The organism is Pirellula sp. SH-Sr6A, assembly GCF_001610875.1.
Classification (GTDB): Bacteria; Planctomycetota; Planctomycetia; order Pirellulales; family Pirellulaceae; genus JBKCUI01.
This window is the reverse complement of record NZ_CP011272.1, coordinates 5,797,519-5,817,362: the sequence shown is the minus strand read 5'-3', so window position 1 is coordinate 5,817,362 and position 19,844 is coordinate 5,797,519. Positions and strand designations below refer to the sequence as shown.

Annotated in this window: 17 protein-coding genes; 8 read left to right on the top strand and 9 right to left on the bottom strand. The window is 54.5% G+C overall.

Annotated elements, in window-relative coordinates:
* Nucleotides 1-20 precede the first annotated feature (20 nt).
* Together VN12_RS22470 and VN12_RS22465 are read left to right on the top strand one after the other, a co-directional pair.
* The gene (locus tag VN12_RS22470) at nt 21-3,155 is read left to right on the top strand and encodes a PSD1 and planctomycete cytochrome C domain-containing protein (protein ID WP_205855123.1); all 3,135 of its coding nucleotides are present in this window, start codon (nt 21-23) and stop codon (nt 3,153-3,155) included.
* Between the two features lie 25 nt (nt 3,156-3,180).
* Entirely contained in the window at nt 3,181-4,638 is a 1,458-nt protein-coding gene (locus VN12_RS22465; protein ID WP_240491233.1) for a DUF1501 domain-containing protein, read from the top strand.
* Here VN12_RS22465 and VN12_RS22460 read toward each other — a convergent pair.
* A complete protein-coding gene (locus tag VN12_RS22460) occupies nt 4,635-5,945 on the bottom strand; it encodes a PDZ domain-containing protein (protein ID WP_168164588.1) in 1,311 nt (436 codons plus the stop codon). The two genes, VN12_RS22465 and VN12_RS22460, sit on opposite strands and share 4 nt — an antisense overlap.
* Before the next feature lie 76 nt (nt 5,946-6,021).
* Here VN12_RS22460 and VN12_RS22455 point away from each other — a divergent pair, with 76 nt between their 5' ends.
* The 4 genes from VN12_RS22455 to VN12_RS22435 all read left to right on the top strand — a co-directional run bounded on the left by VN12_RS22455 (nt 6,022) and on the right by VN12_RS22435 (nt 9,546).
* Complete coding sequence (locus VN12_RS22455) at nt 6,022-6,927, top strand: thiamine-phosphate kinase (RefSeq protein WP_168164587.1); 906 nt, start codon at nt 6,022-6,024, stop codon at nt 6,925-6,927.
* Nucleotides 6,928-7,035: 108 nt separating this feature from the next.
* On the top strand, nt 7,036-7,563 hold the full coding sequence (locus tag VN12_RS22450; RefSeq protein ID WP_168164586.1) for an RNA polymerase sigma factor: 528 nt from the start codon (nt 7,036-7,038) through the stop codon (nt 7,561-7,563).
* A 47-nt stretch (nt 7,564-7,610) separates the two neighbouring features.
* Nucleotides 7,611-8,516, top strand: coding sequence for a hypothetical protein (locus VN12_RS26020; RefSeq protein ID WP_168164585.1), 906 nt, complete (start codon nt 7,611-7,613; stop codon nt 8,514-8,516).
* Nucleotides 8,517-8,562: 46 nt separating this feature from the next.
* A complete protein-coding gene (locus VN12_RS22435; RefSeq protein ID WP_146678889.1) occupies nt 8,563-9,546 on the top strand; it encodes a PDZ domain-containing protein in 984 nt (327 codons plus the stop codon).
* 159 nt (nt 9,547-9,705) lie between these two features.
* Here VN12_RS22435 and VN12_RS22430 read toward each other — a convergent pair whose 3' ends face one another.
* The 4 genes from VN12_RS22430 to VN12_RS22415 all read right to left on the bottom strand — a co-directional run bounded on the left by VN12_RS22430 (nt 9,706) and on the right by VN12_RS22415 (nt 14,535).
* Nucleotides 9,706-10,629, bottom strand: coding sequence for a phosphotransferase (locus VN12_RS22430; protein ID WP_146678888.1), 924 nt, complete (start codon nt 10,627-10,629; stop codon nt 9,706-9,708).
* Nucleotides 10,630-10,773: 144 nt separating this feature from the next.
* On the bottom strand, nt 10,774-11,586 hold the full coding sequence (locus VN12_RS22425; protein ID WP_146678887.1) for an ABC transporter ATP-binding protein: 813 nt from the start codon (nt 11,584-11,586) through the stop codon (nt 10,774-10,776).
* Complete coding sequence (locus tag VN12_RS22420; protein ID WP_146678886.1) at nt 11,579-13,246, bottom strand: ABC transporter permease; 1,668 nt, start codon at nt 13,244-13,246, stop codon at nt 11,579-11,581. The genes VN12_RS22425 and VN12_RS22420 overlap by 8 nt, the downstream gene beginning before the upstream one ends.
* 278 nt (nt 13,247-13,524) lie before the next feature.
* Entirely contained in the window at nt 13,525-14,535 is a 1,011-nt protein-coding gene (locus tag VN12_RS22415; RefSeq protein WP_168164584.1) for a DUF1573 domain-containing protein, read from the bottom strand.
* Between the two features lie 229 nt (nt 14,536-14,764).
* Between VN12_RS22415 and VN12_RS22410 the strand changes: the two genes are divergently transcribed.
* On the top strand, nt 14,765-15,772 hold the full coding sequence (locus tag VN12_RS22410) for a tetratricopeptide repeat protein (RefSeq protein WP_146678884.1): 1,008 nt from the start codon (nt 14,765-14,767) through the stop codon (nt 15,770-15,772).
* A 7-nt stretch (nt 15,773-15,779) separates the two neighbouring features.
* On the opposite strand, the gene sthA is transcribed toward VN12_RS22410, so the two are convergent.
* The 4 genes from sthA to VN12_RS22390 form a co-directional block, all read right to left on the bottom strand.
* The gene (gene sthA / locus VN12_RS22405) at nt 15,780-17,162 is read right to left on the bottom strand and encodes a Si-specific NAD(P)(+) transhydrogenase (protein WP_146678883.1); all 1,383 of its coding nucleotides are present in this window, start codon (nt 17,160-17,162) and stop codon (nt 15,780-15,782) included.
* A gap of 124 nt (nt 17,163-17,286) precedes the next feature.
* Entirely contained in the window at nt 17,287-18,222 is a 936-nt protein-coding gene (locus VN12_RS22400) for a thiazole synthase (RefSeq protein WP_146678882.1), read from the bottom strand.
* Between the two features lies 1 nt (nt 18,223).
* Nucleotides 18,224-18,427, bottom strand: a complete 204-nt coding sequence (gene thiS / locus VN12_RS22395; protein WP_146678881.1) for a sulfur carrier protein ThiS — start codon at nt 18,425-18,427, stop codon at nt 18,224-18,226.
* Nucleotides 18,428-18,705: 278 nt separating this feature from the next.
* Nucleotides 18,706-19,092 carry a hypothetical protein gene (locus VN12_RS22390; protein WP_146678880.1) on the bottom strand — a complete coding sequence of 129 codons (387 nt, stop codon included), beginning with the start codon at nt 19,090-19,092 and terminating at the stop codon, nt 18,706-18,708.
* 293 nt (nt 19,093-19,385) lie between these two features.
* Here VN12_RS22390 and VN12_RS22385 point away from each other — a divergent pair, with 293 nt between their 5' ends.
* The gene (locus VN12_RS22385) at nt 19,386-19,820 is read left to right on the top strand and encodes a hypothetical protein (RefSeq protein ID WP_146678879.1); all 435 of its coding nucleotides are present in this window, start codon (nt 19,386-19,388) and stop codon (nt 19,818-19,820) included.
* Nucleotides 19,821-19,844: the final 24 nt, after the last annotated feature.

Here is a 19,844-nt window from a genome sequence, read left to right as displayed (position 1 = left end):
GATCCCCCGGGAGTCTTGAATTGTTTCGTATCGCGATCGAACACCGAACGCTCGTGTGCTTCGTTGCAGGGCTCATCGTGTCCTGGATTCCATCCGCACAGGCTCAGCAGCAGTCAGCCCAACAGCAGTCAGGCCAACAGCAGTCAGGCCCGCAGCAGCCTGCCCAACTGCAGCCTGCCCAACTGCAGACGGTGGAATTCAATCGAGATATTCGCCCCATCCTTTCGGACAACTGCTTCTTTTGCCATGGTCCCGATGCGAATCGGCGAGAAGCGGACCTTCGGTTGGATCGGGCCGAAGACGCTTACCTCAGTTCCATCGTTCCGGGTGACGCAAAAGCAAGTGAACTGGTTTCGCGGATCTTCAGCGAGGACGCAGACGAGAAAATGCCTCCGCCCGAGTCCCACAAGACGCTTACCGAGGCGCAAAAAGATTTGCTCAAGCGATGGGTCGAACAAGGAGCCGTCTATCAAAAGCACTGGGCCTACGAGCCCCCGAAAAAATCGGCAATTCCGCCCGGTGTCCATCCGATCGATCACTTGGTGAACCTAAAACTTACCGAACAAGACATTGCACCGACGAAGGCCGCGGATCGCAGGATTCTGATTCGGCGCCTTTACTTTGATTTGCTCGGATATCCCCCTTCGCCCGAGCAAGTCAAGGCGTTCGTGGAAGCCGAAGCACCGAATGCCTACGAACAACTTGTCGACTCGATCCTCAACAGTCCTCACTATGGCGAGCGCATGGCGATCGGTTGGCTCGATGTCGTCCGTTTCGCCGATACAATCGGATACCACAGCGACAATCCCCGCAACATCTGGCCCTACCGTGATTACGTGATCCAGAGCTTCAATTCCAACAAGCCCTTTGATCGATTCACGATCGAACAGATTGCAGGGGATCTCCTTCCTGATGCAAACCAGGAGACCAAGGTTGCTTCGGCATTCAACCGTCTCCTCCTTTCGACCGAAGAAGGGGGCTCGCAACCCAAAGACTACGAACAACGCATGCTGACGGACCGCGTCCGCGCTATCGGGGCGGTATGGCTAGGACAAACAACGGGATGCGCTCAATGCCACGACCACAAATTCGATCCGATCACCATGCGAGATTTCTATTCGCTCGGTGCGTTCTTCGCCGACATCCAAGAGCCTATCATCGGGGCGAGAGAACCAGGGATGATGGTCATGACGGACGAACAAAGTCGTCAGTGGGAGGAAGCCCAACGAGAACTCGATCGCCTCCAACGTGAGCTCGACGCCCCCCACCCCGAACTGGATGCCGAGATGCACCGCTGGGAAGGCGATCAAGTGGCGCGTCTCCAGCGAGACGAGACGTGGTCGACCGTTCGCCCGACAAAAGTTCAGTCGGTCAAAAAGAACATAAACCTTCGGTTGGATAAGGATGGTAACGTTCTTGCGAAAGTAGACGAAAAAAGAGTGACCCGTTCGCAGAGCGACGGGACCGATACTTATATCCTTGAACTTCCTGGCTCGAGCGAACCGACGACTGGACTTAGGCTCGATGTGATCCCAGAGGGTCCCAAAGGAATCGGCCTTGCCCCCAACGGAAACTTTGTTCTGAGCGAAATCACAGCAGAGGTCGATGGAAAGTCTCTGGACATCGAGAAGGCGACTGCCACATACGAACAACCCAACTTCCCAGCAGCCCACGCAGTCGATGGGATCTCCGATCGACGCGACAATGGTTGGGCGGTTCTCGGTGGCGAAAAAGCAGTGCAATCGCTCTATCTCCAATGGAAGTCGCCGCAGGTCGCGAAGACAGGAAATTGGACGATCAAGCTCGTTTTTGGTTGGGGTGGGGAGCACGCGATCGCAAAACTGAGAATCCAATCGACTTCCCAACCTCCACCGATCGAAAGCCCAAACTCCTCGTCTGTCTCTCCGGCCTTGGCCAAGATTCTGCTAACACCGGCAGCAGATCGCACAGAGGGACAGAAGAAAGAGCTGGTGCAAGGGTTCAAAGAGTCGACTGAATCGCTTCGAGAACTCCGGACGAAACTGTCGGAAGCGAAAAAGAGAAAATCGGATCTCGAGAACACGTTCCCCAAATGCCTTGTTTCGATTAGTTCACCCTCTAAACGGACCGTTCGAATCCTTCCTCGCGGGAATTGGATGGACGAGTCAGGGGAAGTGGTTCAGCCTGCATTCCCAGCATACTTGCCTCAACCTCCAGCGGTTGAGGGTGGGTACAACCGATTGGATTTAGCAAAGTGGTTGGTGAGCTCGGAGAACCCACTGACGGCTAGGACGGTTATGAACCGGCTTTGGAAACAGCTTTTCGGAGCAGGTCTCAGCAAGGTTCTGGATGATTTGGGAGCCCAAGGTGAAACTCCTCCCAATCTTCCGCTCTTGGATCAGCTGGCTTGCGAATTCGTGGAACGCGGCTGGGATATGAAACATATGGTGCGATTCATCGTCACCAGCGAAACCTACCGACGATCGTCCAATGCCACTCCAGTCCAACTCGAAAGGGACCCTGACAATCGCTTTTGGGGAAGGCAGACACCGTTTCGAATCGATGCCGAATTGGTCCGCGATACGGCCCTTCGGATATCCGGTCTGCTCGTACAAAAGGTGGGGGGGCCCAGCGTAAAACCTTATCAACCTGAAGGATATTGGGAGAACCTCAATTTCCCGGTCCGTAAATACCAACCGGACTCAGGGAACAATCAATATCGCCGGGGGCTCTACACGTGGTGGCAACGCAGTTTCGTCCATCCGAGTATGCTCGCGTTCGACGCCCCGACCCGAGAGGAATGCGCGGCCGATCGGAACCGCTCGAATATACCGCAGCAGGCATTAGTGCTCCTCAACGACCCGAGCTACGTCGAAGCTGCATGCGCGTTTGCGGAAAAGATCCTGCGAGCGGATTCTTCAGGATTGGAGGATCGTATCCGCCTAGCTTGGCAACTGACCCTTCAACGCGACCCCACTCACTCTGAGTACGATGCTCTCCGAGCGGTTATTAACGATCGGGTGAAGTCGTACTCCGAACGCGACAACGATGCCAAGACGCTCATAACTTCGGGGCATCGCGATGTTCCAGAAGATCTCGATCGAATTCAATTGGCGGCTTGGACACACGTGTGTCGCATACTTTTGAATTTGCACGAGACAATCACTCGTCCTTAATGGCCTCCCGCACGAACCTCAGATCATGTCGGAACGAGATTTGACAATGCACTTGGAAAATACAGAAATGCGACGGCGGCTTTTCCTCGGCCGCACCTCGCAGGGTTTAGGGGGACTCGCGCTGGCGACTTGTTTGTCCCCAGATCTTTTTGCCGAAGGGACCGGCTCCTATACCGAGTCGAAAGGGGTGATTCCCAAGCTCGCCTATCCCCAAAAAGCGAAGCGAGTTATTTGGCTCACTATGGCCGGTGGCCCCTCTCAATTGGAGACATTCGATCCCAAACCCAAGTTGGGGGAGATGGATGGGAAACCCATGCCGGAATCGATGACCAAAGGGCAGCAGCTTGCTCAGCTTCAAGGTCAACCGCTGAAGTGTTTCGCTCCTCAGCACCCTTTCAGCACATTCGGATCGAATGGAACTGAAATCTGCTCGCTCTTCCCGCATATCGGTTCGGTTCTCGATGACATCTGCTTGATCCGCTCGATGACAACAGAAGCGATCAACCATGACCCCGCGCACATGTTTATGAATACCGGTTCCCAAATCGCGGGACGGCCGAGCATGGGGGCATGGGTCACGTACGGATTGGGGTGCGAATCGGAAAACTTGCCTGGGTTCGTCGTGTTGACATCTCTTGGAAAAGGGGGCCAAAACCAACCCATCGCCGCCCGCCAATGGAGCAGCGGCTTTTTGCCAACCAAGTTTCAAGGGGTGCAGTTGCGTTCCCAAGGGGATGCGGTGCTATACCTCAATAGCCCACACGGCATGCGGTTGGAGGACCAAGCACGCGATATCGAGTCCATCAATCAATTGAACAAACAATATGCCCTGACGGTTGATGATCCGGAAATTGCGACGCGCATCGCCCAATACGAGATGGCTTTCAAGATGCAAACGAGTATTCCCGAGTTGATGCAGACCGATCGCGAGTCTGCGGCCACTCTTGAACTCTACGGGTGCCAACCGGGAGATGGCTCTTTCGCATCCAATTGCTTGCTCGCTCGTCGCTTGGCAGAAAGGGGCGTTCGGTTTATCCAGCTCTATCACAAGGACTGGGATCACCACGGCGGGGTCAAAGAGGGAATCGAGTTCAAGGCAAAGGAAATCGATCGAGCCTGCATGGCCCTTATCACGGATCTCAAGCAACGAGGTATGTTCGAGGACACCTTGATCGTTTGGGCCGGGGAATTTGGGCGGACTCCTATGTCACAAGGAGGAAATGGACGAGATCATCACAACAAGGCCATGTCGGTTTGGCTCGCTGGAGCGGGCGTCCGAGGCGGCATCGTGCATGGGGCAACGGACGAACTTGGGTACGCCGCTGTCGAGGATATTGCCAATGTTCACGATCTGCACGCTACGATGCTCTACCTCATGGGAATTGAGCACTCTTCTTTTTCGGTCAAGTTCCAAGGACTCGATGCCAAACTAACGGGTGTCGAAGGTGCGACGGTCATGAAGAAAATACTGGCTACAACCTAAATCGATTGCTTCCCAAACGTCACGGTAGCCTTCATGATCTCGGGCTTGTAGTCCAGATCGGTAGGCAAGCGAAAGGGGCCAGGGTCGAGCGGATCTCGAAGCCTGGGCTCCGAAGGCACGAGCCGCTTGAACTCGATCTCAGCTGACTCTCCCGGTGCGAATTTGCGCAGCTCCCGCCTGAGATCGTCAAAGCTCTTGAGCTCCACGTCGTTGACCTTCATGATCTGATCGCGATATCGAAGGCCTGCGCGGGCCGCCGCTGAATTTTCAATGACTCGATCGATAACGAGCGAATTCGCCTGGCTCAGGACCCCCAAGTAGGCCCCGCGCGAGACGAACAATTCGATATCACTGAGCTGATCCAACGCTTGACGGCCCCCATCGAGGGACATATTCGTTCCGAAGATCCACAGCGTTTGCGTTACAGGAAACTCGCGCAGATGCGGGATCAATTCGTCGCCAACTGGCACGTAAGAAAGCTCCAGAATGTTGAGCTCGGGCCCATCCTTAATGGCGAGTAAATCCTCCGCAGTCAACTTTGCGTCGACAATTTGAAGATGGTTCAAATTAGGTAGCCTCAACACCGCCTTGAGGATTTCCGGCGTAATCTTGGAGCCCTCCAGCCTCGCGAATCGAATCCAGTCGACATGGTCCAAGTCTTGGAGATCCTCCGCGGTTCCCTGGAAACTTTCATTGATATCGAGCGGATCGTTGACTTGAAGCAATTGGGATCGGCTGGGAAAGCTCAACCGCATCTCGGGAGACAATCTCTGAACGCGCGCCCACGCGCTTTGTCCCACCTGCAAGCGAACCGCTTCATGCACTCGAGCTGCCTGCAACCCTCGGCTCCCCGTCGTTTCGTTTGCAAGACGTTTGATCAGCGCGGTAGCTTGCGATTTACGTGGGGGGTGGCTGGAACGAATCAAATCGCAGACGATCTCCAGCATCCGAGTAAAAGCCTCTCCGTCTGCTTTTTTGAGCGATTTCTCGATCATGGGGAACGCGGCATCCGCGTGCCGATAAAGTTGGTCGCTGGCCCATTCTCTCTTGCCGTAACTTTTGTCGCTCAAATTCTCGATCCAACCCAAGATCTCCGTTTCAGAGGGCCCCTCGGACGATTCCCCCTCAATAGCCGAAACCGATGCAGGTGGATCAGACGGGGATTGCGCCCAGCAGGAAACCGGTGCGGTCAGAAAGCAACCTGCCGCGAGGTGGAACACCCCCCATTGCAAGAGTCGGTGCCTCCCACCGTCCGAACAAAAAGCTGCAGTCAGGCAGGTACGAAAACGTCTAGTGCTTCGGTTCATAGGTCGATAGGCTTTGGCAATGGGCGGGCGCATGTCCCGCTGTTTCGATCGATCGCAACATCCTGACGGTTCAACCATGGAACATAGCTTTATCGCCTGGGCAAAACAACGTTCGTCGAAGCTCCCGCAGGTCAAACTGGGGATTGGCGATGACTGCGCGCTTCTGGCCGGTTCAGCCGACGATTGCGTCGTCACCACGGACTCGCTTTGCGACGGTACGCATTTTATCCTATCGGAGTGCGGCGGTCGAAGGGCTGGACGCAAGCTCCTCGGGGTTAGTCTGAGCGACCTTGCCAGTATGGGGGCCACCCCAGTGGCCGCATTTTTGTCCCTTTGCTTACCGCGGGCTTCTGCTGGAGATATCGCCGCCGAAGTTTTCGAAGGGGTTCTCGAAATGGCCAGAGAATACGCCGTCGCCATTGCGGGCGGGGATACCAACGTCTGGGACGGGCCCTTGGCTCTCCACTTGACTGCCATTGGAAGCGTCGCGCCCGATCGGGCATGGAAGCGTTCAGGGGCGAAGACAGGCGATGCCATTGTCGTCACCGGCACGCTCGGAGGAAGCATTCTCGGGAAACACCTCGATTTTGAACCCCGCCTCCGCTTGGCGAACCAACTGGCACAACTCGATATTGTTTCGGCTGCGACCGATATCAGCGATGGCTTGGGGATCGACCTTCTCAATATGACCGTGGCGAGCCGATGCGGTGCCGAAGTGGACTTAAGCAGGATCCCGATCAGCGATGCGGCGCGGCGATTGGCAGAATCCACGGGTCGCTCCCCCCTCGACCACGCGTTAGGGGACGGGGAAGATTTCGAGCTCTTGCTCGCGATTCCCAAGGAAAAAGTCGATCGGTTGCCGGCCGTAATCGGCGGAGTGCCTCTCACACGCATCGGGGAAATTGTGGGCAGGACCGGACTGTGGTCGAAAGAGAAAGGTGGAGTCAAACAGCTTCCTCCGCGCGGCTATGTCCACGGATGACCCACAAAATCTTCAAAAATCACCCCTAATTCCCCCATTCCGTCAGGGGAAAGACGGCTTGCTAGCGACTCTTTTCGCATCATGAGCGCGCTGGCAATGAGATTACCCATGGAAGAAAAATCGGAGCAGATCGATTGGGGCAATGCGATCGATAGACATCGTCGCTGGTTGTCCACCGTCATCCATTCCCGGTTAGCGGACCACCAGGCGGCAGAAGACGTTTTGCAGGAAGTCGCACTTGCGGCCATCACACAACGCAGCCGACCTGAGGATCCCGCAAAGATTGCACCTTGGCTCTATCGCATTGCCTTGCGAAAAGTCATCAATCATCACCGATCCAACGGCAGGCGAAAAAAACTGCTGGTGGGTGCGGCCGACGCGGGAAAAGGTTCCGAATTATCGGACTCTCCCTGCCCGGGAGAGTGGCTGATGAAGTTGGAAAGTGATTCGGTCGTCGCCAGCGCTATCCAAAAGCTATCCTCTCCAGACCGCCAAATCCTACTCCTCAAATACACCGAAGGTTGGGGGTACCAGGATCTGGCTGATCACCTTGGAATTTCAATTAAGACAGTTGAATATCGCTTGCTCAAAGCCCGAAAGGCCTTGAGGGCAAAGCTGTCCACTTATTATTCGTAGTCACTTCGCAATACCGATAAGCACCAGACTCAATAGGTTTCCTTCCTATGATCGACCCCTTGCAACTTCAAGCGTTAGTGGACGGTGAGTGCTCTCCCGGCCAGCGGCGAGAACTGCTCGAGCATTGCGATTCCAATCCTGAAAATTGGAGAGAGATCGCCCTGGCGATGCTCGAAGAGCAACAGTTCTCGAAGCAGCTTCACAACGTGCCCCCTGCGAACCCGATTGCTGCCGTCTCTTCCGAACCTGCTTCGCCCAAGATTTTCAACTCGAATTCACTTGCGAACCTGCCGATCCAAAACCTTTCGACCGCAATCGATCGCCCCGTTCTCCACGATCGCCCCGTTCTCCACGAGCGCCCCGTTCTCCACGAGCGACCCGTTCTCCACGAGCGACCCGTTCTCCACGAGCGACCCGTTCTCCACGAGCGACCCGTTCTCCACGAGCGACCCGTTCTCCACGAGCGACCCGAGGAGCGAGAACATTCCTGGCGACCTTTCCTCGCCGCCGGACTGATCGGTCTCGCCGCCTTTTGGGGCGGCCGCATGGTGCCCTCCTCCAATTCACAGGATTCGCCCTCCAAAGACGCATTGGCCACCAACCAATCCACGTTGTTCAAACCGAGCATCCAATCGCACACCCCTGGCACTAGCGGGCTCGCTGCTACCAATCAACTCGTATCGGATCCAGGCAATCCCTATGAGGGGTTACCTGAAACTGACCTGAGAGTCCAAATTGGCAATCAAGATATCCCTATCTTCGATCCGAACGACATCGATCCTCAATTGGTACTTGCATTGCAGGCCTACGAAGTCCAAAAGGCCAATCAACGACTGCGGCAGCAAGGCTTCGAGATCGACTTAAGACCTGAGTACATGACAGGTCAACTGAACGATGGGCGTCAAGTGGTGGTTCCAATCCACCAAGTTGGATTGAGGCCCTACGGACAATAAATCAGCAGAGTTCATTAAGGATTTTTATTTTTTGCTTAAGGATTGAATGATGAGATCTGTATTTAAACATTTGGTTGCACCTGTGATCGCCGTTTCCGGTACGAGCAGTATTCTGATGCCTCTCGCCTACGCTCAGGAGGAGACGAAAGAGGAAAAGAAGACGACGGCTTTCATCGTGCGAGCGGAAGGTAACCAGCAAGCCGATATCCAAAAGAAGGTGGCGGAAGCGCTTGAAAAAGCAGGTGTAGCCGATGAGATGAAGGCCAAGATTCTCAAAGAGGTCGCCGTCGCCGAAGAGAAAGCTCGGCAAGCTGCCAAGAAGGGAGAATTGTCAGCGAAGAAAGCTGAGGCAGCAGAAAAGATGGCCAAAGATGCCGAAGTTCAAATCATCGAACTTCATGGCGGTGAACCCGGCGATGTCGTCGAACTGAATGTAACAGGAGAAGGCGGTGTTCAACAGAGACTTAAACAACTCCGAGCGCGTGTTCTGCGCGATATGGCGGATCAAAAATACCGTATCGGAGTCGCTTGCCGTTCGGAAATGGCAGAAGACGGCTCCACAATTGAGAAACCCGAAGGCCAAGAAGGGCTGGTTGTCGAAAGTGTATTTCCTGATTCCCCTGCAGCGAAAGCAGGCGTGAAGGAAGGGGACTTGTTGCTGAAGATCGACGAAAAGGCACTCACCGATGTCGACCAGTTGATGAAAGCAGTGCAAGTCGCAGGGAAAGAAAACAAGGCCCTCCATATCGCTATTGCTCGCGACGAAGAAAAACTCACGCTGGAAGTCAAACCAGCAGAGATCAAAGACCTCGATCGCGTGGTAGAGAATATCGAACTGAACATGCCTTCCGGCGGTTGGCTGTTCCAAGGAGCGCCGCTTCAAGAAATGCCAGTACCGGGCGTACAAGGCATGAATGCCGCACGCGCGTTCGCATTTTCTGCCGGCGACAGAGAACTCAAGATGGAGATTGAAAAGCTCCGCAAAGAAGTCGCCGAACTAAAGGAAATGATCCGCGACTTGAAAAAGTAATATCGACCGCACACACGTCCTTCGAACGTCGCAACACCCGATTCGCGAAGCCCCACACGGCTTCGCGTTTTTTTATGCATCGAAGAAGATTCGCTCCATACGATGGAGAAACATCGACCAATCTTTCCCAATCCCTCACCCCCCGGAAGCCCATTCACCTCACCGTTGTGCAAGCTCCCAAATCGTCAACAATTCACGAAACCGCTCCCAGCCTGCCGTATCCTTCCCCTCGCTTCGCCCTGATTCGAAACTAAACACTCGACTCCAGTGCCTGATAGAAATCGCCACGGAGACTCGATGCAACATCCACAACTCCTCCGCCGACAAGGGTAACTTCCACTCCGAGGCGTCGATGTATGCCTGAACTCCCTCACGCCATTGGCCCCAATGAACATGTAAACTTCCGAGCAGCCGGACCAAATCGAAGAAGGGAGCTTCGACGCGAGATGCTCCGAGATCCACAACCCAAATCCGCGCGGAGTCGTTTGAAATCAAAAGGTTTTCTCTCCAGAGATCGCGGACAATCCAGTGCTGACGTACGGGGCGCTGTGTCCATGCGAACAGAAATTTCTTCCACTCGTTTGCATCGCGATTTACCATGCGGACAAACGATGCGTATCGAGCAATGTCGGCTTCGTCGACACCCCGCGTTGGCACGCTCCACTCATCGTTTTGCAATGCTTCCCACCGTTCTCGAATCCCCCGGGAGGGCTCTTCGGTGCATGCAATAGTTCGGCAAAGTCGATGCAAATCGGCAAGAAACCCCATGAGCCGCCCACGCAGTCCGTTCGTCAATGCAGAGATGGATAACGGAACACCCGGAACCCAGGTGGAAAGAGTCCAATACCAATCCGCAGATTGGACCAGAGTGGACGGTAGCCAGCTATCGAGCCTAGTAACTAGCTCGTGCCATCGGAGAGGCCGCGGAATCGGCGAATCCTCTTCATAGCCCGCTTTTGGAAACCTTTCACACGCGTCGGCCCACCATCCAATTTTTTGAATGGTAAGCGATGTCTTTGGCCAGGCCCGGAGGGCATAGGTCCCTCCGTCAGTGATTAACTGAAAGAGGGGCAGCCCACTCATTCCGCGATGATTTGGTTCGACTGCTTGCCAACGCTGAGCACCGAAGTGACATGTTAGTAATGGGCGAAGCGAGTCTGGTAAGGAATGCCTCGCGCCGTTTTCATCAGTTCGGTCCAACGGTGAATCCCATCGCGCTGAGGATGGCTATTTTAGTTTCTCGACCCGGCCACCTTTGAGACGCACGAGCGCATCGCATTGGGCTGCGATCGATTCGTCATGGGTGACCATCACAATCGTGAGTCCTTGCTGCTGATTCAGGTTGCGGAGAATATTGAGAATCGAGGTGCCTGTTTCCTGATCCAAATTTCCCGTTGGTTCATCCGCCAGCAATAAAGCTGGCGACGCAATCAATGCCCGGGCTATGGCCGTGCGTTGCATCTCCCCACCCGAAAGCTGATTCGGCTTATGGTGCAAGCGATGATCCAGGCCAACCGTTTTCGCCAAATCCTTGGCACGCGCGACGATCTCTCGTCGCTTGGACCAATAACCCCATATACCTTGGCCAATCAACGCCGGAGCGAGAATATTTTCCAGCAACGTCAGCTCGGGTAGCAAGTGATAGAATTGGAAGATCATTCCAAGCTTGCTATTTCGAAATTGGTCGCGCTGACGGTTGGGGACATTATCAATTCGATTTTGATCGAAGAAGATCTCTCCGCTATCGGGTCGATCCAATGTCCCGAGCAGATGGAGAAGCGTACTCTTGCCAGACCCGCTTTGTCCGACGATAGCAGTCATCTTTCCTTCTTCGGCTTGGAAATCGACTCCCTTCAAAACATCGACGCGCATGTTATGGCGTATATAGGCCTTGGTGACCTGAGTCGCTTGCAAGATCACACGTTGGGACGAAGGGTCGAGACGAGAATTTTCCTCCGACTCAACGCGAACCACACGGTAGCGGCTTTGCTCGATCGACTTGGATTTGTTAGCGGTCGAGGTGGGGACAACACTATTCATATCGCAATGCCTCAACTGGGTGCATGCGCGCTGCACGAATGGATGGAAGAACACTTGCTAGAACCGCGATCAACACCGAGCCGATACTGACCCATACCAGCATGGTGGGATGGACGATCGTCGGAATCTTATCAAAGTAATACACGGTCGGATCAAAGACTTCTCGGCCGGTAACGAATTCCACAACTCTCGCTATTTCATTGATTTTCCAAACGAACACCAGGCCAACAGCCAAACCAACTCCTGCACCGACGCTTCCGAGCAATACACCGTAGCCGAGGAAAATGGCTGCGATTCCAGTCCCAGGTGCCCCGAGCGATTTGAGGACTCCAATGTCGCGAGTCTTCTCCACAACGATCATGAAGAATGTCGCGAGAATGCCGAAACCTGCTACCGCAATAATCATGAACAAAAGGATGTTCAGGATGGTGGTCTCCATGGCCACTGCAGCCAACAAAGGACCTTGGGTATCTTTCCAGGAATTCACCGACACCATCGACTCCGGTGGAAACTCAGCCCTCAAGGCATCTCGAGCCATTGCCAGATCGACGTTCGGCTTCAGTTTGATTTGGATCGACGTAACAGCTCCCATACCGGTTTGTGGGTCGATCATCCCACGAGCCTTCTGCAACGCCTGAATGGGAACGAATGCAAAGGTTGCATCGTACTCGCTCATCTTGCTCTCGTAGAAATCCACGATGGTAAAGGATTGGTCGATCGCGCGAGGAGGTGTACCTGCATTGGGAAATGCAACACTTACGTCATCACCTGGTCGCAAATAGAAGTGATCCTTGACCTTCCCGTCCTGGTCGCGGCCCCGAATGCTTCCCAAACCGATTCCAAGCACGATTCCTGTATGCTGCTCTTTCTCTCCGTCAAACGCATAACCTTGTGTCGGCGCCGAAGAAATGGACGGATTTTGATTCAATAGATCGAGCGAAGCTTTGTTCTGGCTAGGACTAGTGAGACGTGAATCGACCTCTTCTCCCGTACCTTCGACAACCGTCTCAGCAGCTCCCGCGCTGGCCGATTCCTTTTCGAGAACATCCGGAGTATCCTTCGCTAACTGACTTTCGCGAATTTGCTTCTGAAGCTGTTGGTACCGGTCCATTTCTTCTCGGAATAACCGCTGCTGCTTTGCATTCTCTTTCTTCAACGCTTCGACGTAGCGACGGTGCTCCCAACCAGCCGGTTGAAGCGCGTCACGAGCAGGGTCATAACCACTTTCCTGCAATCGAAAATCTAGTTGCTTCTGATTGGAAGGGTGCAGAAGGTACTTGCTGAAATCGCTAACGTCTGCATAACTCGATTCATCGATACCGATCAAGTTGATCTGCTGGGTATGCGATTGCCCGTTGACAGTGAAGGTCATCATGGCAGGTAAGGTGACGACCGTGGTGACTCCGGATAACGAATCCCCTAATCGTTCATGAATGCGTTTGATGTACCAATCGGGCTGACTCAGTCCTGCTGTCGATCGAGTCTCGACGACGAGATCGCTCAGAATGCCGTGCATCCGATCCTGCATCTGCGATGTGAAACCATCCATGACGCTATTGACGACAATCAGCGTCGCCACTCCCAATGTCACCGAGACAATCGAGGCGAGCGCAATCCAACGGGTTCGCAAATAACGCCAGCAAAGAAGCAACTTGTACATCTGACCTTCCTTGGTCGGTTGGGAATGAACCAACCCACGGAGACCGAGCGATGAGACCCATCACCTACTCTCCTTGGGCTTCCATCGCCCACCTTACCACAACACGATTTGCGAGAGCAAGGCAAGGTTGATGTGGCGAAGCGAAGTAAGGCTAGCGAACCGACTCGCTCAAGACCGATCGCAGCAAAACGAAAAGCCCGGCCAAATCGGCCGGGCTTTTCTCTTACTTTATGCCGCTGGGCTTGAGTTTCGACGACTCAGAAGTTGCGCCAGATCGACTATTTGCCAACGATTTCGACCGCCGCTGGTGCTTTCAGACGATAAACCGCGACGATCTCGATCTCGGGCTTATCCTCGAGGTCAGTCTCAAAGCGAATCGATCCCTTGATCTCTTTCCCAAAGTCCGTTGCTTTCGGTTTCAAAACCAACTGCAGAGGTTGGAGCGACTTTGGCTCGTCTCCGAGAGACGCTTCGACATCGAAAACGTCGCTCGAAACGCTTTTCACGAGAAAGTCCTTGTTCCCCTTGAGCAATACCAGCTGTTTCATCGACTCGTCTGGTAGAACATCCCCCAATGCAATGGAAGAAGGAGAAGCAGAAAGGCCCGCAACCACGTTGGCGACCACCCGGAGCGGAACACGCGTCAAATTGCGATCATTGGTGAGGACCACAATCTCGCTTTGCAACGGACCCGACGGGGCGTTCTCGCTCAACTGGAGCGAAAGGTTATATCGCACACGCCCCGATCCACGCGAAACTTCGGTGGCAGTCGCAGTGAGAAACCCTTCGCTCGAGCTGACTCCCCTGATTTGCCAATCGGCTCGGCCTGCGTACTCCAAAGCCACATCGACAGACTTCGACGCCCCTTGATCGACGGTTCCGAACGAGGCCTCCCCTGGATTGAAGACCACGTCGGTGCGAATGTAACCCTTCACATGGAGCTGGACTTCACCATAAACCGGCTTCGTGAATGTCACAGTGAGGGTCGCTGCCCGCTGGCCTGTGTGCGTGCCCGTGTTGAACTTCGCCAAAATACTGCCGCGCCCCTTCGGTGGGACTTCGTGCGTCTCGACAATTGGGGTGGTGCAACCACACGATGTCCTCACGCTTTGGACATGCAAAGTTTGCGAAAACGGGTTCTCAAAGTAAAAGCGATGCTCGGTCTTCGCAGCTCTCGCGACGGTACCGAAATCATGAGAATGGGACGCGAACATACTCGATAACTGCGTCGCGAACGTGGGGCTAACCCACAAAGCGACAATCGCTGTCGCTGCGGCCAAGGAACGCATTGATCTATCTCCACGGATGATGGAATGGGATGTTTCCGGCTCCCAACTGGACATTTATGTAAACTTCGCCTTCAAAACAGGAGAAGCTATGCTTCGCACAAGACAGATTTGGAGCGGCTTGGCGAGTCCACAGTGCAGTGGGACGTTCGGAGGGGACCGGCGCGAGCAATATCTCGCACTTCGGTTATCAGCGTTTTCAACCTGAAACCCTTATTGGATTGCAAGCAAATTGAGTGAAACCACTCAAGTTCCAATACCCAGCCCGAAAGTGGAGCAATCTTTCACCGCATCGCAAGGGTTACCCAACCGCTTCAAACCGCCTACCCAGTTTGTCTTGCTTTCCCGAATTCTATTTGTTATCCACGCCTTTGAACAAGTGGAAATGGGAGATTCCCCCATCCCGGACGGAGCCATCCGCTCCACAACATGCTCCAAACAGCAAGCCCCGTTCCCGCGTTATAACCCCCAGAGTGACGGTGTTATCTTGATATTCAAAGCCATTCACCTTTCTACAACCGTTCTTGTGTGGGCTTTGTTGATGGGAAGCGTCGGCTGCCGATCGAGCATGGGCCCTAATGGCACCGGGGTCTCCCTCTTTCAACAAGGCAGGTATGCGGAGGCTCTCCAAGTCTTCCAGCAAGCCAAACAAGTAGACCCCGCAAACCCCGACGTCCATTACAACCTCGCATCGACCTACCACCGCCTCGGAGCGAATGCGAAAGATGCCAAGATGATGGAAACCGCCGAAGCGCTCTACAACCAGTGCCTAGACCTCTCCCCCAACCACGTCGATTGCCATCGCGGACTAGCAGTGCTCCTGGTCGATACCGGGCGATCGGACCGAGCATTCGCTCTCTTAAAGAACTGGACGCAGCGAAGCCCAACTCTTTCGGATGCACGTGTGGAATTGGCTCGGTTGCACCAAGAATTCAACCAATCCAAAGTAGCCGAACAATACCTGGATGAAGCCCTTGCGATGGACCCACGGAACCCCAATGCGTGGGCGGCCAAGGGGAAGCTCCGCGAAAACTCCGGCGAACTAATGCAAGCGGTTCAAAACTACCAACAAAGTTTGGCCATCAACGCCAGTCAACCTGATCTCTACCAGCGGATCAGCGCTCTTAACGTTCGTATCGCACAAGGGACACCGAACCCCAATAGCCCAAGCGTGATCGCTGGAAACGCTGGAGCCCCCGGCAACAACACCTCTCCCTCCAGCGAACCAAAACGCTACTAGTCGACGATCAGAACAATCGGTTGTACCCATTCAGCGCCGCGACCCGATACGCCTCCGCCATGGTCGGATAGTTGAATGTTGTATTGATAAAGTACTCGAGTGTATTCAGGGGAGCCGGCTGCTTCATAATCGCCTGACCGATGTGAATGATCTCGGACGCGTTAGGCCCAAAACAATGAACCCCTAATATTTCCAATGTCTCGCGATGAAACAGGAGCTTGAGCATCCCGATCGCACGTCCCGTAATCTGGGCTCTCGCTAAGCTCTTGAATTGGGAATGCCCCACCTCGTACGGAACCTTGGCTTCCGTCAATTCTCGCTCGGTTCGTCCGATGGAACTGATTTCCGGACTGGTGTAGATCCCGGTTGGGATATCGGAAAGCTTGACGTGACTAACCGTCCCCTCAATATGCTGGGCGGCTGACCTGCCCTGCATGTACGCAGCGCTCGCTAACGACGGGTATCCGATAACATCCCCTACGGCGTACACGTTTTCACACGTGGTTCGGAAGTTCTCATCGACCGGAATCACTCCCCGTGAGTTTCCCTGAACTCCGATTGCCTCCAATTGAAGACCATCGATATTACCGGTCCTGCCGTTGGCCCAAAGAAGGATGTCCGTTTTGACCTGCTTGCCACTTTCAAGCGACAAAACAACTCCATCGTCGCGAGGCTCAATCTTGGAGAAGGTTTCGTTGTGCCGAATCACGACACCCGAGTCTCTCATCTGGTAACTCAAAGCATCGATGATTTCATCATCGAGAAACTCAAGCAGCTTGGCGCGAGTATTGACTAAATTCACCTTGATGCCCAAGTTCCTAAACATTGACGCATACTCGCACCCAATCACGCCTGCACCATAGATTGTGATCGACTGCGGCTTGAACGCGAGATCGAGAATCGTATCGCTATCGAATATTCGTGGGTGGGAGAAATCGACTCCCAACGGGCGATAGGGGCGGGAACCAGTCGCGATCACTACGTAATCGCCTCGAAGCCGAGTATCCGCGTCGACTTCAATAGTATTGGCATCCAAAAACCGAGCTTTGCCGTAAAAGACCGGCACATTGTTCCGCTCGTAAAACGTCTGTCGCATCGAGACTTGTTTGGAAATAATCGATTTGCTGCTGGCACGTAGCTGGGCAAAAGTCGGATTCAGATGAACACCGAGCTCTTTTACGATCGGATTGTTCATCGCTTCCATGACGCTGTAAATGGAGAACCGAAGCGCCTTGCTGGGGATAGTTCCCCAATGCGTGCATCCTCCCCCAATTCGATCGTAGGCCTCGACGACCGCCACTCGCTTGCCACCTTTAGCGGCCTGCATGGCTGCACCTTCACCCCCAGGCCCGGTTCCAATCACCACGACATCGAAACTGCGTTCAGTCACTTTGCGATTTCCTTTCCATCGATAGCTTCAGGGAGGCCTGCTTGCCCCCCGGATCCGTCATCCGAGAAAACTTTTCATCGGAGAAAAACTGTGCGCCCACGAAAACACGATTTCCTGAGCCGTACTACCAAGGCCTCGAGGTGATTACCCCCTCTTCAGGACTGCTCGCTGTTGCATACAGTCGCTTCGGAATTCGGCCGGAGAGGAAAGCAAGTCGCCCTGCTATGGCCGCATGCTTCATCGCAGCAGCCATCGAGATCGGGTCCCTCGCGTGAGCGATTGCGGTATTGAGCAACACCCCGTCGGCCCCAAGCTCAAATGCAGTCGCAACGTCGCTCGCCGTGCCAACGCCCGCATCCACAATGACGGGATAGTCTGGATCGTCCCCTTTGAGATATTCGAGAATGATCTTCAAATTATTCGGATTCAATATCCCTTGCCCGGAACCGATGGGAGAACCTGCGGGCATCACGCTCGTGGCTCCCGCAGCCTTCAACCGGACGGCCATGATCGGATCGTCGCTCGTGTAACAGAGGACTTGAAACCCTTCGTCCACCAGTCGCTTGCAAGCCTCCAACGTGGCAATAGGGTCGGGGAGCAACGTTTTGGTATCCCCGAGCACTTCGAGCTTGACCCAGTCAGCACCAGGGTTTCCAAGCGAACTGAGAATCTCTCGGCCAAGTCGGGCTACCCGGACCGCGTCGGTTGCATTGAAACAACCCGCGGTGTTCGGGAGCAATGTGAATCGCGTCCAATCGATGTAGTCGAGCAGATTCTTGCCTTCTCGATCATAAAGCTTTTCGCGGCGAACTGCGACCGTGACACAATCGCTGCCACTGGCCAGCAATGAGTCGCGCATGAGCGCGTTGGTATCGTATTTCCCTGTCCCAACAATCAGCCGACTGGCGAGCGTGTGCTTGCCAACCTGAAAGCCTGTATCCGCGAGCGAGCGCTGGATCGCTGTACTATCCGAGGAGGAACTGCTTCCGGATGCGCTCTCTCTGGAAGCATTGGAGGATGGAGTCGCGGGCGGATCCGTGCGAGGAACGGAATCGGACATTTCAACCACCTCCTACCAAAGTGACGACCTCGATACGATCTCCATCCCGCAGGCAGTAGGTTTCGTAATCCGATTTAGGGAGAATGTCCAAGTTAATCTCGACGGCACAAAACCGACTCTCCACGCCAAATCGCTCCAGAAGCTGCAAAAGGGTCGTATCCGGATCGATCGATTGAGGCTCGCCGTTGAATTGAATTTGAATCATGAGGCAACCAAAGAGTGCGGGGCCTTGCCGCGATGCAGACGGTCAGAACCTACCTGCCCGCGGCCTTGCTCAGGAGTATATCCACCGAGCGGTATCTCGTCACATCCAACTCGAAAGGATCCATTCCAGGATCGAGTGAAAAGAAGATGAAAAGAAGAAAGGGCGAGAATCCTGGCCAGCCCTTGTCGTGGTCCAGCCAAACTTCTCACCCTTCCTTCGCCTGCGTTATGCGAATGGATTGCACGGCTGGGCATGCCACAGCCTATCTTCTCCCGCCTTCACTCCGACCACCAAGGGGATCCGAAGGGAATCGTGCTGTAAACCGGAACTCCATGGTAGGAAGCGTAAAACGTCGGTCCGACGTAATTGCGACGCGGGAATTGAAGGGAAGCAGGCACCATCCCTTGCGATGAACTCAGCACGGGGTGTGCATAGTCGTACCCGATCGACTCGTAGTATCGAGCCACCGCGACCCGGTGGGCTTCTTGCTCGCGAGCCCTTGCGACGATGTATTGATGTGCAGGGTTGGGTTCGAATCGAGCCCATCCCGGAACTAACTTCTTATCAGAGGGCGATCCGCCGGTTAAAGGCTCTTTTTGCTGTCCGTAGACAGCCGAAGAGAGCAGAAGTGGGGCGATGGCAATGGCGAAACGTAAAAGGCGCATGGATGGTTCCTTGAACAACTGGGTCCTCCATCCATGGAATGCCACGAAGACTCTTCGTAGGCTCACGGGTCTACTCCATAGACCCACCAAAAGTCTGATATCGGAAGCTCGACCGGCTTCGCCAAAGCCTTTTTGCCGGCTTCCGAACAATCCCTACCACCCCTACCCTTTACAATCTAGGCCTACATCCCGATCCTGCTAGTCCAACGTTTCGCGGTTGCAGGGTAAGCCCCTGTCGGAAGAATCTTCCCGCGCGCCGCGTTCCCTTGCCCCTCATCTCCAAAAACAAACTGATGCACCAATCGCCATACCGTTTCTTTTTCCAAAGCACCGTTACCCTAGGTAGCATGCTGGGGATCAGCTCCTTTCTTTTCGTCCAAGATCCACCATCTGCCCCCACGCAGCCCAGCTCCTCACAGCCCAGTCCTTCGCTCTCACCTACGACTCCTCCAGTCGACCTAGATAACGATCCTGTCTTTCAAGAGATCAAGAAAGCCTTTATGCCGCGTGAGGGTGTCCCAACCCAACCGCAAACGCCATCGAGCAGATCGATCTCTGACATTCCAGACGCGCAGTGGCACGCCGTAGAGCATCTCCTGAGAGGCGCTCGGGACCTGGAATCGATCGAACGAGAACACATGAAAAAGGGAAACGGCGATCAAGCTTCCCGGGCGCGGTTATGGATTCAGCAGATCCGATCCACGGCCCGATCGCTGCTCGCGGACTAGCCCCGAACGACCCTCTATGTTTGC

Bases quoted from the DNA above. Each gene is read 5' to 3' on its own strand.
- VN12_RS22450 (WP_168164586.1), top strand. From the start codon at position 7,036: ATGGAAGAAAAATCGGAGCAGATCGATTGGGGCAATGCGATCGATAGA.
- VN12_RS22425 (WP_146678887.1), bottom strand. From the start codon at position 11,586: ATGAATAGTGTTGTCCCCACCTCGACCGCTAACAAATCCAAGTCGATC.
- VN12_RS22455 (WP_168164587.1), top strand. From the start codon at position 6,022: ATGGAACATAGCTTTATCGCCTGGGCAAAACAACGTTCGTCGAAGCTC.
- VN12_RS22400 (WP_146678882.1), bottom strand. From the start codon at position 18,222: ATGTCCGATTCCGTTCCTCGCACGGATCCGCCCGCGACTCCATCCTCC.
- VN12_RS22420 (WP_146678886.1), bottom strand. From the start codon at position 13,246: ATGTACAAGTTGCTTCTTTGCTGGCGTTATTTGCGAACCCGTTGGATT.
- VN12_RS22390 (WP_146678880.1), bottom strand. From the start codon at position 19,092: ATGCGCCTTTTACGTTTCGCCATTGCCATCGCCCCACTTCTGCTCTCT.
- thiS (WP_146678881.1), bottom strand. From the start codon at position 18,427: ATGATTCAAATTCAATTCAACGGCGAGCCTCAATCGATCGATCCGGAT.
- VN12_RS22465 (WP_240491233.1), top strand. From the start codon at position 3,181: ATGTCGGAACGAGATTTGACAATGCACTTGGAAAATACAGAAATGCGA.
- VN12_RS22430 (WP_146678888.1), bottom strand. From the start codon at position 10,629: ATGAGTGGGCTGCCCCTCTTTCAGTTAATCACTGACGGAGGGACCTAT.
- VN12_RS26020 (WP_168164585.1), top strand. From the start codon at position 7,611: ATGATCGACCCCTTGCAACTTCAAGCGTTAGTGGACGGTGAGTGCTCT.
- VN12_RS22435 (WP_146678889.1), top strand. From the start codon at position 8,563: ATGATGAGATCTGTATTTAAACATTTGGTTGCACCTGTGATCGCCGTT.
- VN12_RS22460 (WP_168164588.1), bottom strand. From the start codon at position 5,945: ATGAACCGAAGCACTAGACGTTTTCGTACCTGCCTGACTGCAGCTTTT.
- VN12_RS22415 (WP_168164584.1), bottom strand. From the start codon at position 14,535: ATGCGTTCCTTGGCCGCAGCGACAGCGATTGTCGCTTTGTGGGTTAGC.
- VN12_RS22385 (WP_146678879.1), top strand. From the start codon at position 19,386: ATGCACCAATCGCCATACCGTTTCTTTTTCCAAAGCACCGTTACCCTA.